This window comes from Kosakonia pseudosacchari, from assembly GCF_900184035.1.
Lineage (GTDB): Bacteria > Pseudomonadota > Gammaproteobacteria > Enterobacterales > Enterobacteriaceae > Kosakonia > Kosakonia pseudosacchari.
The window spans coordinates 320,192-335,106 of the sequence record NZ_FXWP01000010.1 but is presented as its reverse complement, the minus strand read 5'-3'; the positions used below and the strand labels follow the sequence as shown (position 1 = coordinate 335,106).

Below are 14,915 nucleotides of genomic sequence, written 5' to 3'. Positions count from 1 at the left end.
GTCCTGTTCAGAATGAACGCTGGATTCTCCGGAGGTCATCCGTAAGCGTCAAGCTTTCAATTATCTGAAAATTTTACCGGTTATGTCACATTGCAGAACCTTTCATTGCCATTCTTTACTTTTTATTCACATCCCGCGCGGAATTCACTGGGGCTGGCACCGGTGCATTTTTTAAAAACCCGCGAGAAATAGAGCTGATCGTCAAAGCCAACATTGCGCCCAACGCTGGCAATCGGCATCCGCGTGGTGCTAAGCAGTAATTTTGCCTGGCTGATCCGCTGATCCTCGCGCCAGCTCAACACACTCACGCCCAGTTGCTGACGAAACAGGTGGGATAAACGCGAAGGCGATAAGCAGACGTGCTGAGCAACGCTTGCGATATCAAAATGGTTATCCGCCAGGTGATCGCTAATGTACTGGCAGGCGTCGCGTACGCGGTTATCCAGCGGCGGGTGCAGCGATTCGTTAATCGCTTCCATACGCCGCAGGAGCAGCTGTTCCAGCAGATTTATCGCCAGATGCTCCGCATAGCGCCCAACGCTTTGCCCGGCATCGATAATTTGCGCGAAAAGCTCACGAAAACGCTCCATATGCGCGTCATCCGGGCGGTAAAAACCGGTTTGCGCGAACAGTGTCGGCCAGTTCAACCACTCGTGCCAGTAAGCGCGCGGACGGAAGTAAACCCACTGGTGATACCACTCGCTAGCGTCAGGGTGGCGGCCATAATGGTGAATTTCTCCCGGCGGGAAAAGCAGGATATCGCCAGGCCGGCAAACAAACTGCTTGCCGTGGTTCATCACCACACCCTCGCCGCGCACGGTGAGATTCAGGATATAGCCCTTCATGCCTAGCGGCCTGTCGATAAAAAAATCGAGATAACCGTCAGCTTCAATGGGGGTTAGCCCCGCCACCAGGTGCGCATTAAACGAGTACCCTGGCAGCAGTGGATCGTTCTGTGATTCAGCCATAAACGCAATACTCCCGTGCCTGGTAAAGAAACCAATTGTCCATATTGAGAATCCCGTCTTTCCTCAGCCGCCCGCAGGCGAAGGGCGTAAACATGCCAATTGTCCAATCCCGCCAGATAAAAGCGATTACGCCTTTTTAACGCCGTTGAACAGGGCAAAAAGGGATAACGGAAGTGTCTATAAAGGCGGCAGAAATGTCCACATCGAATTTTTGCACAGCGTCACACTTTACGATCCCATAGCATTTTAATCCATAAGATTAGCGGATCCTGCCTGACGGTTTTTGCCGCCGCTCACTATCGTTTTTCTAACGGTTATTCTTCATGGAGCAAGATACATGGCAATCACAATTGGCCTCGATTTCGGCAGCGATTCAGTACGTGCGCTGGCGGTAGACTGCACATCCGGGGCGGAGATCGCCACCAGCGTCGAGTGGTATCCACGCTGGCAGGAGGGGCGTTATTGCGATGCGCCGCATAACCAATTTCGCCACCACCCGCGCGATTACATCGAGTCGATGGAAGCGGCGCTGAAAAATGTGCTGGCAGAACTGAGCGACGCGCAACGCGCTGAGATCAAAGGCATTGGCGTCGACAGCACCGGTTCAACACCCGCGCCGATTGATGCCGAAGGCCGCGTACTGGCGCTGCGCCCCGAATTCGCCGACAACCCGAACGCGATGTTTGTATTGTGGAAAGACCACACCGCCGTCGAAGAGGCAGAAGCCATCACCCGCCTGTGCCACACCCCCGGCAAAACTGACTACTCGCGCTACATCGGCGGCATTTACTCCAGCGAATGGTTCTGGGCAAAAATCCTGCACGTCACCCGCGCGGATAGCGCCGTCGCGCAGGCGGCCGCTTCATGGATTGAGCTGTGTGACTGGGTTCCTGCCCTGCTCTCCGGCACCACGCGCCCGGAAGCCATTCGTCGCGGGCGTTGCAGCGCCGGGCATAAATCCCTGTGGCATGAAAGCTGGGGTGGCCTGCCGCCCGCCGCGTTCTTTGATGAACTCGATCCCATCATTAACAAACACCTGAACTGGCCACTGTTTACCGACACCTATACCGCAGATTTACCCGTCGGCACGTTGACTGCCGAATGGGCGCAGCGTCTTGGATTATCTGAATCCGTCGTCATCTCCGGCGGCGCGTTCGACTGCCATATGGGCGCCGTCGGCGCGGGCGCACAGCCGAATACGCTGGTGAAAGTCATTGGTACGTCTACCTGCGACATTCTGATTGCCGACAAACAAAGCGTTGGCGAGCGCGCAGTGAAAGGCATTTGCGGCCAGGTCGATGGCAGCGTGGTGCCGGACTTTATCGGCCTTGAAGCCGGGCAATCCGCTTTTGGTGATATCTATGCCTGGTTTGGCCGCGTGCTTGGCTGGCCGCTGGAACAGCTGGCGCAGCAGCACCCGGAGCTGAAAGCGCAGATCAAAGCCAGCCAGAAACAACTCTTACCTGCACTGACCGATGCGTGGGTAAAAAATCCGTCGCTCGAACATCTGCCGGTGATCCTGGACTGGTTTAACGGCCGCCGTACGCCAAACGCCAACCAGCGTTTGAAAGGGGTGATCACCGATTTGAATCTCGCCACCGACGCCCCGGCGCTGTTTGGCGGGTTGATTGCCGCAACCGCGTTCGGCGCGCGCGCCATTATGGAGTGCTTCACCGAACAGGGTATTGCCGTCGACAACGTAATGGCGCTCGGCGGTATCGCACGTAAAAACCTCGGCGTAATGCAGGCCTGCTGCGATGTGCTGAACCGCCCATTACAGGTGGTTGAATCTGAACAGTGCTGCGCGCTGGGTGCGGCGATTTTCGCCGCTGTCGCCGCGCGTGTGCATGCCGATATCCCGGCGGCGCAGCTGAAAATGGCCAGCGCTATCGAAAAAACTCTGCAACCGACCGCGCAGGCGCAACAGTTTGAGCGCCTCTATCGCCGCTATCAGCAGTGGGCGAAGAGCGCCGAGCAACACTATCTCCCTTCAGCCGCGACAGTCTCGCAGGCCGCGTTAACTCATTAAGGACAAGATCATGACTATTTTCGACAATTATGAAGTGTGGTTCGTCATTGGCAGCCAGCACCTGTACGGGCCGGAAGCCCTGAAACAGGTGACGAAGCACGCCGAACAGGTGGTCAACGCCCTCAATGCGGAAGCGAAACTCCCCTGCAAACTGGTGCTGAAACCGCTGGGTACCACGCCGGATGAGATTACCCACATCTGCCGCGACGCCAACTACGATGATAAATGTGCCGGGATGGTGGTGTGGCTGCACACCTTCTCGCCGGCGAAAATGTGGATTAACGGCCTCGCTATCCTCAATAAGCCGCTGCTGCAGTTCCACACCCAGTTCAATGCGTCCCTGCCGTGGGACAGCATCGACATGGACTTTATGAACCTCAACCAGACCGCGCACGGCGGCCGTGAGTTCGGCTTTATCGGCGCGCGTATGCGCCAGCAGCACAGCGTGGTGACTGGCCACTGGCAGGATCAACACGCCCATCAACGCATCGGCGCGTGGATGCGCCAGGCGGTGTCTAAACAGGATACCCGCCAGCTGAAAGTGGTGCGTTTCGGCGACAACATGCGCGAAGTAGCCGTCACTGACGGCGATAAAGTCGCCGCACAGATCAAGTTCGGTTTCTCGGTCAATACCTGGGGCGTAGGCGATCTGGTGCAAGTGGTGAACGCCGTGAGCGAGGGTGATGTCAACGCGCTGGTTGATGAGTATGAAAGCAGCTATCGCCTGACGGCTGCCGCGCAGGTTCATGGCGATAAACGCCAGAACGTGCTTGACGCCGCGCGCATCGAACTGGGTCTGAAACGCTTCCTCGAAGAGGGCGGTTTCCATGCCTTCACTACTACTTTTGAAGATCTGCACGGCCTGAAACAATTGCCGGGTCTGGCGGTACAGCGTTTGATGCAACAAGGCTACGGCTTCGCCGGTGAAGGCGACTGGAAGACCGCCGCGCTGCTGCGCATCATGAAAGTGATGTCCGGCGGGCTGAACGGTGGCACCTCCTTTATGGAGGATTACACCTATCACTTTGAGCACGGCAACGATCTGGTGCTTGGCTCGCACATGCTGGAAGTATGCCCTTCTATCGCCATTGACGAAAAACCGACGCTGGATGTGCAGTACCTCGGTATCGGTGGCAAAGCCGATCCGGCACGCCTGATCTTCTCCACCAAAACCGGCCCGGCGATTAACGCCAGTCTGATCGACTTAGGCGATCGTTTCCGCCTGCTGGTGAACTGTGTTGAGGCGGTGAAAACCCCGCACGACCTGCCGAAGCTGCCGGTCGCCAACGCGTTGTGGAAAGCGCAACCGGATCTGCCGACGGCGTCTGAAGCGTGGATCCTCGCCGGTGGCGCGCACCACACCGTCTTCAGCCAGGCGCTGACGCTCGACGATATGCGCCAGTTCAGCGAACTGCACGATCTTGAGCTGACGGTTATCGACAACGACACCCGCCTGCCCGCGTTTAAAGACGCGCTGCGCTGGAACGAAGTGTATTACGGTTCAAAACGTTAACAGGGAACACCCGGCCTGCTGCGGCAGGCCATCTTTCCTGGAGGAACGCATGTTAGAAGCATTGAAACAGCAGGTGCTGGAAGCCAACCTGGCGCTGCCGAAGCACAACCTGGTCACGCTGACATGGGGCAACGTCAGTGCCGTTGACCGTGCAAGCGGCCTGATGGTGATTAAACCTTCGGGTGTGGACTACAGCATCATGACCGCTAACGATATGGTGGTCGTCAACATCACTACCGGCGACGTGGTTGAAGGCACGAAAAAACCCTCCTCCGATACGCCGACTCACCGCCTGCTGTACCAGGCGTTTCCGACCATCGGCGGTATTGTGCACACCCATTCGCGCCACGCCACCATCTGGTCGCAGGCCGGTCAGCCGATCCCGGCAACCGGCACCACGCATGCCGACTATTTTTATGGCGAGATCCCGTGTACCCGTAAGATGACCGATGAGGAGATCAACGGCGAATACGAATGGGAAACCGGCAATGTGATCGTCGAGACCTTTGAGAAGAAAGGCATCGATCCGGCGCAAATGCCCGGCGTGCTGGTGCATTCTCACGGCCCGTTCGCCTGGGGCAAAAACGCGGATGACGCGGTACATAATGCCATCGTGCTGGAAGAGGTGGCCTATATGGGCATTTTCTGCCGCCAGCTCGCGCCTGAATTACCCGCCATGCAACAAACCTTGCTGGATAGACACTATTTACGTAAACACGGCGCGAAAGCGTACTACGGCCAATAGCTGTATAAAACCACAGCACTCGACAACAAACCAGGCTATAATCTCGCCTGGTTTTGTTTTATGAGAGACGGCTGTGGCGCAGGCGCAAGAAGGTTTTATTTTAACCCGACACTGGCGGGATACCCCCGGCGGAACCGAGGTAGAATTCTGGCTGGCGACGGATAATGGCCCGCTGCGTGTCGTGCTGCCACCGCAAGAGTCGGTCGCCTTTATTCCCGCCGCGCAGGTAGAAAAAGTGCAGTTGCTGCTGCGCGCCGAAAAGCAGTGGCGTTTAACGCCGCTGAACCTGAACGACTTTCATCGCCAGCCGGTATATGGCCTTTACTGCCGCGCCCATCGCCAACTGATGCGCATTGAAAAAATGCTGCGCGATGACGGCATCACCGTTTACGAAGCCGATATCCGCCCGCCGGAACGCTTTCTGATGGAGCGCTTTATTACCGCGCCGGTGTGGGTTGACGGCACGCCACAAGGTGCCGCGCTGGTTGACGCGCGGCTGAAACCCAGCCCGCACTATCGCCCGCCGCTGAAATGGGTGTCGCTGGATATCGAAACCAGCCGCCACGGCGAACTTTACTGCATCGGCCTTGAGGGCTGCGGACAGCGCACGGTCTATATGCTCGGGCCAGAAAACGGCAACGCACAGGGGCTGGATTTTGAACTGGAGTATGTCGCCAGCCGCCCGCAACTGCTGGAAAAACTCAACGCCTGGTTTGCCGCGCACGATCCGGATGTGATTATTGGCTGGAACGTCGTGCAGTTCGATTTGCGCGTGCTGCAAAAAAGCGCCGAGCGCTACCGTGTTCCGCTGACGCTCGGGCGTAACGGCAGCGAGCTGGAGTGGCGCGAGCACGGTTTTAAAAATGGCGTCTTCTTCGCGCAGGCGACAGGCCGGCTAATTATTGACGGGATTGAAGCGCTGAAATCCGCGTTCTGGAACTTCTCCTCCTTCTCGCTGGAAGCCGTCTCCAGAGAGCTGCTTGGCGAAGGCAAAGCGATTGATAATCCGTGGGATCGCATGGATGAGATCGACCGGCGTTTCGCAGAGGATAAACCGGCGCTCGCAACCTATAACCTGAAAGATTGTGAACTGGTGACACGCATCTTCCACAAAACGGAGATCATGCCGTTTCTGCTGGAGCGCGCCACGGTGAATGGTTTGCCCGTTGATCGCCATGGTGGCTCGGTGGCGGCCTTCAGCCACCTCTATTTCCCGCGTATGCATCGTGCAGGCTATGTCGCGCCGAATCTCGGTGGCGTGCCGCCGCAGGCCAGCCCCGGGGGTTATGTGATGGATTCGCGCCCAGGCCTGTATGACTCGGTGCTGGTACTGGATTACAAAAGCCTCTACCCGTCTATTATCCGCACCTTTCTGATTGATCCCGTCGGCCTGGTTGAGGGCATGGCGCAGCCGGATAACGCGCACAGTACCGAGGGGTTTCTTGGCGCGTGGTTTTCGCGTGAAAAACACTGTCTGCCGGGGATTGTCGGGCAGATCTGGCACGGGCGCGATGAAGCCAAACGTCACGGCAACAAGCCACTTTCGCAAGCGCTGAAGATCATTATGAATGCGTTTTACGGCGTGCTTGGCACCAGCGCCTGCCGCTTTTTCGATCCCAGGCTGGCATCGTCGATCACCATGCGCGGTCATGAGATCATGCGCCAGACCAAAGCGCTGATTGAAGCGCAGGGTTACGACGTTATCTATGGCGACACCGACTCCACCTTCGTCTGGCTAAAAAAAGCCCACAGCGAAGAGGACGCCGCGCGTATTGGCCGCACGCTGGTCGAACACGTCAATGACTGGTGGTCGGCGCATCTGAAAAGCCAGCAACTGGAAAGCGCGCTGGAGCTGGAGTTTGAAACCCATTTCTGCCGGTTTCTGATGCCCACCATTCGCGGCACCGAACAGGGTAGTAAAAAGCGTTACGCCGGGATGATTCAGGAAAGCGAGAATCAGCGCATGGTGTTTAAGGGGCTGGAAACCGTACGTACCGACTGGACACCGCTGGCGCAGCAGTTCCAGCAAACACTCTACCTGCGCGTGTTTCGCAATGAGCCTTATCAGGATTATGTGCGCGAAACCATTGCCAGCCTGATGGCGGGCGAACTCGACGATCAACTTATTTATCGCAAGCGCCTGCGCAGAGCGCTTTCGGAATATGAACGTAATGTGCCGCCGCACGTGCGTGCAGCGAGGCTGGCGGATGAAGAGAACCGCAAACGGGGCCGCCCGGCGCAGTATCAGAACCGCGGCACCATCAAATATGTCTGGACCACCAGCGGGCCAGAGCCGGTGGATTACCAGCACTCGCCGCTCGATTACGATCACTATCTGAGTAAGCAGCTACAGCCGGTCGCTGAGGGAATTCTGCCTTTCATTGACGACGATTTTGCTACACTACTTACAGGGCAGTTGGGACTCTTTTGAGATTTACCTGTCGAGTTTCCCGGCTTGCAACGCTACCGCTCTATCCTGGCTATTTCAGATTTTCACCGCGATACGGCGTGAAAGACGGCAGGTATAGGTAGTGACGAAAGGGATTGCTTCCTTTACCATAGCGCCCTTCCTTTTTCTGGCCCCAAATTTTATACGCCCGCCTGCCTTCAGGCGGTGACGAACTATTGCCTGCAATTTGAGATATAGAGTTCATTTATGCCCTTTACACTTGGTCAACGCTGGATTAGCGACACGGAAAGCGAACTCGGACTTGGCACAGTCGTCGCAATGGATGCGCGCACGGTCACCCTCCTTTTTCCGGCAACGGGTGAAAACCGTCTATACGCTCGCAGCGACTCTCCGGTTACCCGTGTGATGTTCAACCCCGGTGATACGGTGACCAGCCATGATGGCTGGCAGCTCACAATTGAAGACGTAAAAGAGGAAAACGGGCTGCTCGCTTACACCGGCACACGCCTGGATACGCAGGAAAGCAATGTCACCCTGCGCGAAGTGTTACTCGACAGCAAACTGGTGTTCAGCAAACCGCAAGACCGCTTATTCGCCGGGCAGATCGACCGTATGGATCGCTTCGCGCTGCGTTTTCGTGCGCGTAAATACCAAAGTGAACAGTACCGTATGCCGTGGAGTGGCTTGCGCGGTCAGCGCACCAACCTGATCCCGCACCAGTTGCATATCGCTCACGATGTGGGTCGTCGCCATGCGCCGCGCGTGCTGCTGGCGGATGAAGTGGGTCTTGGGAAAACCATCGAAGCCGGGATGATCCTGCATCAACAGTTGCTTGCAGGCGCGGCTGAACGCGTGCTGATCGTGGTACCGGAAACCCTGCAACATCAGTGGCTGGTTGAGATGCTGCGCCGCTTCAACCTGCGTTTCTCCCTGTTTGATGATGAACGTTACGCCGAAGCACAGCACGATGCCGACAACCCGTTCGATACCGAGCAACTGGTGATTTGCTCGCTCGATTTCGTGCGCCGTAACAAGCAGCGCCTGGAGCACCTGTGTGATGCCGAATGGGATCTGCTGGTGGTCGACGAAGCACACCATCTGGTGTGGAGCGAAAACGAAGCCAGCCGTGAATATCAGGCAATTGAGCAACTGGCCGAGCGCGTACCGGGCATTCTGCTGCTGACGGCCACCCCGGAACAATTGGGGATGGAGAGCCACTTTGCCCGCCTGCGCTTGCTGGACCCGAACCGTTTCCATGATTTCGCCCAGTTTGTGGAAGAGCAGCAAAACTACCGTCCGGTCGCCGATGCCGTCGCCCTGCTGCTGGCAGGCGAACGCCTGAGCAACGATGACCTCAATATGTTGAGCGATCTGGTGGGCGAGCAGGATATCGAACCGCTGCTGCAAACCGCCAACAGCGATCGCGAAGGCGCGACTGCCGCGCGCCAGGAACTGATTTCCATGCTGATGGACCGACACGGCACCAGCCGTGTGCTGTTCCGCAACACCCGTAACGGTGTAAAAGGTTTCCCGAAACGCGAACTGCACACCGTTAAGCTGCCGCTGCCGACGCAGTATCAGACGGCGATTAAAGTCTCCGGCATTATGGGCGCACGTAAAAGCCAGGAAGAGCGCGCCCGCGATATGCTCTATCCGGAGCAGATTTATCAGGAATTTGAAGGCGATACCGGAACATGGTGGAACTTCGACCCGCGCGTTGAGTGGCTGATGGGCTACCTTACCAGCCACCGTTCGCAAAAAGTGTTGGTGATCTGCGCCAAAGCCGCCACCGCGCTGCAACTGGAGCAGGTGTTGCGCGAACGTGAAGGCATCCGTGCGGCGGTGTTCCATGAAGGTATGTCGATCATTGAACGCGACCGCGCAGCGGCATGGTTTGGTGAAGAAGATAGCGGCGCGCAGGTGCTATTGTGTTCGGAGATCGGCTCTGAAGGGCGTAACTTCCAGTTCGCCAGCCATTTGGTGATGTTCGATCTGCCGTTTAACCCGGATCTGCTGGAGCAGCGTATCGGCCGTCTGGATCGTATTGGTCAGGCGCACGATATCCAGATCCACGTGCCTTATCTGGAAAAAACCGCGCAGTCCGTACTGGTGCGCTGGTATCACGAAGGGCTGGACGCCTTCGAGCACACCTGCCCGACCGGGCGCACAATCTACGATAGCGTCCACAATGAGCTGATTAACTACCTGGCAGCACCGGAAGATACTGACGGTTTTGATCAGTTGATCAAAACCTGCCGTGAGCAGCACGACGCGCTAAAAGCACAGCTGGAACAAGGTCGCGACCGCTTGCTGGAGATCCACTCTAACGGCGGAGAAAAAGCGCAGGCGCTGGCGGAAAGCATTGCCGAGCAGGACGACGACACGGCGCTTATTGCCTTCGCCATGAATCTGTTCGATATCATTGGCATTAACCAGGACGATCGCGGTGAAAATATGATCGTGCTGACGCCATCGGATCATATGCTGGTGCCGGACTTCCCGGGCCTGCCGGAAGATGGCTGCACCATCACTTTCGATCGTGACGTCGCGCTTTCGCGCGAAGACGCGCAGTTTGTCACCTGGGAACATCCGATCATTCGTAACGGTCTGGATCTGATCCTTTCTGGCGATACCGGTAGCAGTACGATTTCGCTACTGAAAAACAAAGCGCTACCGGTTGGTACGCTGCTGCTGGAGCTGATCTACGTGGTGGAAGCGCAGGCACCGAAGCAGCTGCAACTTAATCGCTTCTTGCCGTCGACGCCGATCCGCCTGCTGGTGGATAAAAACGGCACCAACCTCGCGGCCCAGGTGGAGTTCGAAAGTTTCAACCGCCAGCTTAGCGCAGTGAATCGCCATACTGGCAGCAAGCTGGTGAACGCGGTGCAGCAGGAGGTTCACACCATTTTGCAAAAAGGCGAAACGCAGGTGGAAGCCGCCGCACGCGCGCTGATTGACGCCGCGCGCAGCGAAGCGGATGAAAAACTGTCGGCGGAACTGGCGCGCCTGGAAGCGTTAAAAGCGGTTAACCCAAACATCCGCGACGATGAACTGGCCGCGATTGAGAGCAACCGTCTGCAAGTGCTGGAAAGCCTGGCGCAGGCAAGCTGGCGGCTTGATGCGCTGCGTTTGATTGTTGTGACGCACCAATAACGGAGCCCCAATGGTGATGGAACCCTACAATCCGCCGCAGGATCCCTGGCTGGTTATTCTTTATCAGGATCAACACATTATGGTCGTCAACAAGCCCAGCGGCTTGTTGTCGGTGCCAGGGCGTCTGGATGAGCACAAAGACAGCGTGATGACGCGCATTCAGCGCGACCTCCCGCAGGCTGAATCCGTCCATCGCCTGGATATGGCGACCAGCGGTGTGATTGTGGTGGCGCTTACCAAAGATGCCGAGCGTGAGTTAAAGCGCCAGTTCCGCGAACGTGAGCCGAAAAAGCAGTATCTGGCACGCGTTTGGGGCCACCCGGAAAAAGCCGAAGGGCTGGTGGATTTACCGCTGATTTGCGACTGGCCGAACAGACCAAAGCAGAAAGTGTGTTTTGAAACCGGCAAAGCGGCGCAGACCGAGTATGAAGTGCTGGCGTTTGAGGAAGATGGCACCGCTCGCGTACGTCTGAAGCCGATTACCGGGCGCTCGCATCAGCTTCGCGTACATATGTTAGCGTTAGGTCACCCGATTCTCGGTGACCGTTTTTACGCCACGCCAGAAGCTCTCGCAATGTCACCACGTTTGCTGCTTCATGCAGAGACGCTGACCATCACCCACCCGGCGTTTAACAACAGCATGACGTTTAAAGCGCCGGTGGATTTTTAAAAGGTTCCCCGGCTTTGCCGCCGGGAGAACGTTACGCGGTTAACGAAAACCCTTCTGCTCGCGAATCAACTCGTAAGCTTTCTGAATTTCCTGCGCTTTTTGTTTCGCCATCTCCATCATTTCTGGCGGCAGGCCTTTCGCTACCAGTTTGTCCGGATGATGCTCGCCCATTAGCTTACGGTAGGCGCGCTTGATGGTGGTCGCATCGTCTGATGGCTTCACGCCCAGCACATTGCAGGCGTCTTCCAGTGTCGGGCCGCGTTGCGCCTGCTGCCAGCCGCCACCGCCCGCTTGCTGCTGATGCTGGTAACCACCGCCAAACTGTGCCCCACCCTGCATCATGCGCAGAAACTGATCGAATTGCAGACGCGAAATCCCAAGCTCCTCAGCGATCACATACAGCACTTCGCGTTCGCTGGGGTGCAAAGAGCCATCGGCGAAGGCCGCCTGGATTTGTATTTCCAGAAACATCCTAATCAAGTCGAAACGTCCGAAGCAGACGCTGCGAAACTGACGCATCTTATCGCGTAACGGGTAGTTATCCGTTTTGCCGACACGAAACGCCTGCTGCGCTGCGCTGCGCGACTCGCCGTGCAGGTTCATGCGATCCATAAACAGGCTGGCAACCTGGATATCCGCTTCGGTCACCCTACCTTTCGATTTGGTGAGATGCCCCATCACCTCGAAGGTGGTGGCGAAAAAGAGCGTCTGACGTTCGCGCTGGTTGGCAAACCACGCCATTTTTCGGCTGCGCGCCTTGTCAAAAAAGTGCCCGATTAACAACCCAAGAACCGCGCCCCAAAAGCCGCCGCCCATGAAAAGAGCGATGACAACCCCAACCACTTTCCCCCAATACTGCATATACTCCCCAAATCGTCATGCCGTCGGCTAAAATTTGCTTTATCATACCCGTCATTCTATGCCATGCACAGGCGCAGTCTTCTCCCCCTGGCTCGAACGCGGGCAGGATTAAAACTAGCGTTGCAAAGGCGAGTAAGTTAGTCTCAGACCGTTTGCCAGCGTAAAGCCACAGATGACGGAACAACAAATACAACGTATGAAAAAACGTATCCCCACCCTCCTGGCCACCATGATTGGCTCCGCCCTTTACAGCCAGCAGGGGATGGCAGCCGATCTTGCCTCGCAATGTATGCTTGGCGTTCCCAGCTACAACCGCCCCCTGGTACAGGGCGACACCAATAATTTGCCGGTGACGATCAATGCCGATCACGCAAAAGGCAACTACCCTGACGATGCCGTTTTTACCGGTAATGTCGATATTAATCAGGGAAATAGCCGTTTGCAGGCCGATGAGGTGCAGCTTCATCAGCAGCAGCCGGAAGGTCAGACGGACCCGGTTCGCACAGTGGATGCACTCGGTAATGTGCACTATGACGATAATCAGGTCATCCTGAAAGGTCCGAAAGGTTGGTCAAACCTGAACACCAAAGACACCAACGTCTGGCAAGGTGATTACCAGATGGTGGGTCGTCAAGGCCGCGGTACCGCCGATCTGATGAAGCAGCGAGGACAAAACCGCTACACCATTCTCGACAATGGGATGTTTACCTCCTGCCTGCCTGGGTCAAACACCTGGAGCGTTGTCGGCAGCGAAGTTATTCAGGATCGCCAGGAGCAGGTTGCGGAAATCTGGAATGCGCGCTTTAAGCTCGGCCCGGTGCCAGTCTTCTACAGCCCATATTTGCAGTTGCCTATCGGTGACAAGCGCCGTTCAGGTTTCCTGATCCCCAATGCCAAGTACAGCACGACGAACTATTTCGAGTTCTATCTGCCGTACTACTGGAACATTGCACCGAATATGGATGCGACGATTACGCCGCACTACATCCATAAGCGCGGCAACATACAATGGGAAAACGAATTCCGCTATCTGACTCAGGCTGGTGCTGGCCTTATTGAGTTCGATTACCTGCCGTCAGACAAAGTTTTTCAGGATGAATACCCTAGCGAAGGGGAGCGTCACCGCTGGTTGTTTTACTGGCAACATGGCGGGGTGATGGATCAAGTGTGGCGTTTCAGCGCGAACTACACGAAAGTAAGCGATCCGCACTATTTTAATGACTTCGATTCAAAATATGGCTCAAGTACGGATGGTTACGCGACACAGATATTCCGCGTAGGCTATGGCGTAGAAAATTTTAACGCTACCGTTTCAACTAAGCAGTTCCAGGTCTTTAACCGCGAGAATAGCAACTCTTACTCGGCGCTGCCGCAGGTGGATGTTAACTGGTATCACAACGATCTTGGTCCGTTTGATTTCCGCATGTACGGCCAGGCAGTGAAATTTACCAATACTAACTCCAGCCGACCGGAAGCGACCCGTGTTCATCTGGAACCAACGCTCAGTCTGCCAGTGTCTAATGAATGGAGCAGCCTGAACACCGAAGTGAAAATGCTGGCGACCCACTACCAGCAAAGCAACATTGAGAACACCAATTACAAAGAGTCTGTGAGCCGAGTCATGCCGCAATTTAAAACGGACGGGAAACTGGTGTTTGAGCGCGATATGAACTGGGCGGAGGGCTACACCCAAACGCTGGAGCCACGTGCTCAGTATCTTTACGTGCCGTATCGCGATCAGAGCCACATCAATAACTACGACTCCTCACTGCTGCAATCCGACTACAGCGGCCTGTTCCGCGATCGCACTTATGGCGGTCTGGATCGTATCGCATCAGCAAACCAGGTTACTACCGGCGTCACAACCCGCATTTATGATGAAGCGGCAGTTGAACGTTTTAACGTTTCTGTTGGTCAAATCTACTATTTCACCGAGTCCCGTACCGGTGATGACAACATTAACTGGGAGAAAGACAACAAAACAGGTTCGCTGGTGTGGGCGGGCGATACGTACTGGCGTATCTCCGATCGTTGGGGTCTGCGCGGCGGGGTGCAGTACGACACCCGTCTGAATAATATCGCTAACAGCAGCTCGTCGCTGGAGTATCGCCGCGATGAAGACCGTATGCTGCAACTGAGCTACCGTTACGCCAGCCCGGAATACATTCAGGCTACGCTGCCAAACTATGCAACCGCAGCGCAGTATAAAGATGGTATTTCGCAGGTGGGCGCAGCAGGAAGCTGGCCGATTGCGGACCGGTGGTCCATCGTTGGTGCGTACTATTTCGATACCAATACCAGTAAACCTGCCGATCAGATGGTGGGCCTGCAATATAACTCCTGCTGTTATGCGATTCGCGTTGGCTATGAGCGCAAAATCAACGGCTGGGAAAATGAACAAAGCAAATATGACAAAGTCATCGGCTTCAACATTGAACTGCGTGGCTTGAGCTCCAACTACGGCCTGGGAACGCAACAAATGCTGCGTTCAAACATTCTGCCGTACCGTAGCTCACTGTGATCTGTTTGATTTGCAACGTAATCCGCATTGCGGTTAATTGAAATG

The 14,915-nt window shown here is 56.1% G+C and carries 9 protein-coding genes; 7 read left to right on the top strand and 2 right to left on the bottom strand.

Annotation, left to right across the window (positions count from 1 at the left end; all coding sequences use genetic code 11):
- Positions 1–122: 122 nt before the first annotated feature.
- Entirely contained in the window at positions 123–968 is an 846-nt protein-coding gene (araC, locus tag BN2591_RS07940) for an arabinose operon transcriptional regulator AraC (RefSeq protein ID WP_086870485.1), read from the bottom strand.
- A 337-nt stretch (positions 969–1,305) separates the two neighbouring features.
- Between araC and araB the strand changes: the two genes are divergently transcribed.
- The 6 genes from araB to rluA all read left to right on the top strand — a co-directional run bounded on the left by araB (position 1,306) and on the right by rluA (position 11,488).
- A complete protein-coding gene (araB, locus tag BN2591_RS07935; RefSeq protein WP_065369315.1) occupies positions 1,306–2,997 on the top strand; it encodes a ribulokinase in 1,692 nt (563 codons plus the stop codon).
- A gap of 10 nt (positions 2,998–3,007) precedes the next feature.
- Complete coding sequence (gene araA / locus BN2591_RS07930; protein WP_017457902.1) at positions 3,008–4,510, top strand: L-arabinose isomerase; 1,503 nt, start codon at positions 3,008–3,010, stop codon at positions 4,508–4,510.
- A 49-nt stretch (positions 4,511–4,559) separates the two neighbouring features.
- Entirely contained in the window at positions 4,560–5,255 is a 696-nt protein-coding gene (araD, locus tag BN2591_RS07925) for an L-ribulose-5-phosphate 4-epimerase (protein ID WP_086870483.1), read from the top strand.
- 73 nt (positions 5,256–5,328) lie between these two features.
- On the top strand, positions 5,329–7,686 hold the full coding sequence (polB, locus tag BN2591_RS07920) for a DNA polymerase II (RefSeq protein WP_086870481.1): 2,358 nt from the start codon (positions 5,329–5,331) through the stop codon (positions 7,684–7,686).
- A gap of 225 nt (positions 7,687–7,911) precedes the next feature.
- The gene (rapA, locus tag BN2591_RS07915; protein WP_086870479.1) at positions 7,912–10,818 is read left to right on the top strand and encodes an RNA polymerase-associated protein RapA; all 2,907 of its coding nucleotides are present in this window, start codon (positions 7,912–7,914) and stop codon (positions 10,816–10,818) included.
- Positions 10,819–10,828: 10 nt separating this feature from the next.
- Positions 10,829–11,488 carry a bifunctional tRNA pseudouridine(32) synthase/23S rRNA pseudouridine(746) synthase RluA gene (gene rluA / locus BN2591_RS07910; RefSeq protein WP_086870478.1) on the top strand — a complete coding sequence of 220 codons (660 nt, stop codon included), beginning with the start codon at positions 10,829–10,831 and terminating at the stop codon, positions 11,486–11,488.
- Between the two features lie 39 nt (positions 11,489–11,527).
- Here the strand turns inward: rluA and djlA are convergent, their stop codons facing one another.
- Entirely contained in the window at positions 11,528–12,349 is an 822-nt protein-coding gene (gene djlA / locus BN2591_RS07905) for a co-chaperone DjlA (protein ID WP_020456517.1), read from the bottom strand.
- A gap of 196 nt (positions 12,350–12,545) precedes the next feature.
- Between djlA and lptD the strand changes: the two genes are divergently transcribed.
- Positions 12,546–14,870, top strand: coding sequence for an LPS assembly protein LptD (lptD, locus tag BN2591_RS07900; protein ID WP_086870476.1), 2,325 nt, complete (start codon positions 12,546–12,548; stop codon positions 14,868–14,870).
- The last annotated feature ends 45 nt before the right edge of the window (positions 14,871–14,915 follow it).

Bases quoted from the DNA above. Each gene is read 5' to 3' on its own strand.
- djlA (WP_020456517.1), bottom strand. From the start codon at position 12,349: ATGCAGTATTGGGGGAAAGTGGTTGGGGTTGTCATCGCTCTTTTCATG.
- rluA (WP_086870478.1), top strand. From the start codon at position 10,829: ATGGTGATGGAACCCTACAATCCGCCGCAGGATCCCTGGCTGGTTATT.
- lptD (WP_086870476.1), top strand. From the start codon at position 12,546: ATGAAAAAACGTATCCCCACCCTCCTGGCCACCATGATTGGCTCCGCC.
- araB (WP_065369315.1), top strand. From the start codon at position 1,306: ATGGCAATCACAATTGGCCTCGATTTCGGCAGCGATTCAGTACGTGCG.
- araD (WP_086870483.1), top strand. From the start codon at position 4,560: ATGTTAGAAGCATTGAAACAGCAGGTGCTGGAAGCCAACCTGGCGCTG.
- rapA (WP_086870479.1), top strand. From the start codon at position 7,912: ATGCCCTTTACACTTGGTCAACGCTGGATTAGCGACACGGAAAGCGAA.
- araC (WP_086870485.1), bottom strand. From the start codon at position 968: ATGGCTGAATCACAGAACGATCCACTGCTGCCAGGGTACTCGTTTAAT.
- araA (WP_017457902.1), top strand. From the start codon at position 3,008: ATGACTATTTTCGACAATTATGAAGTGTGGTTCGTCATTGGCAGCCAG.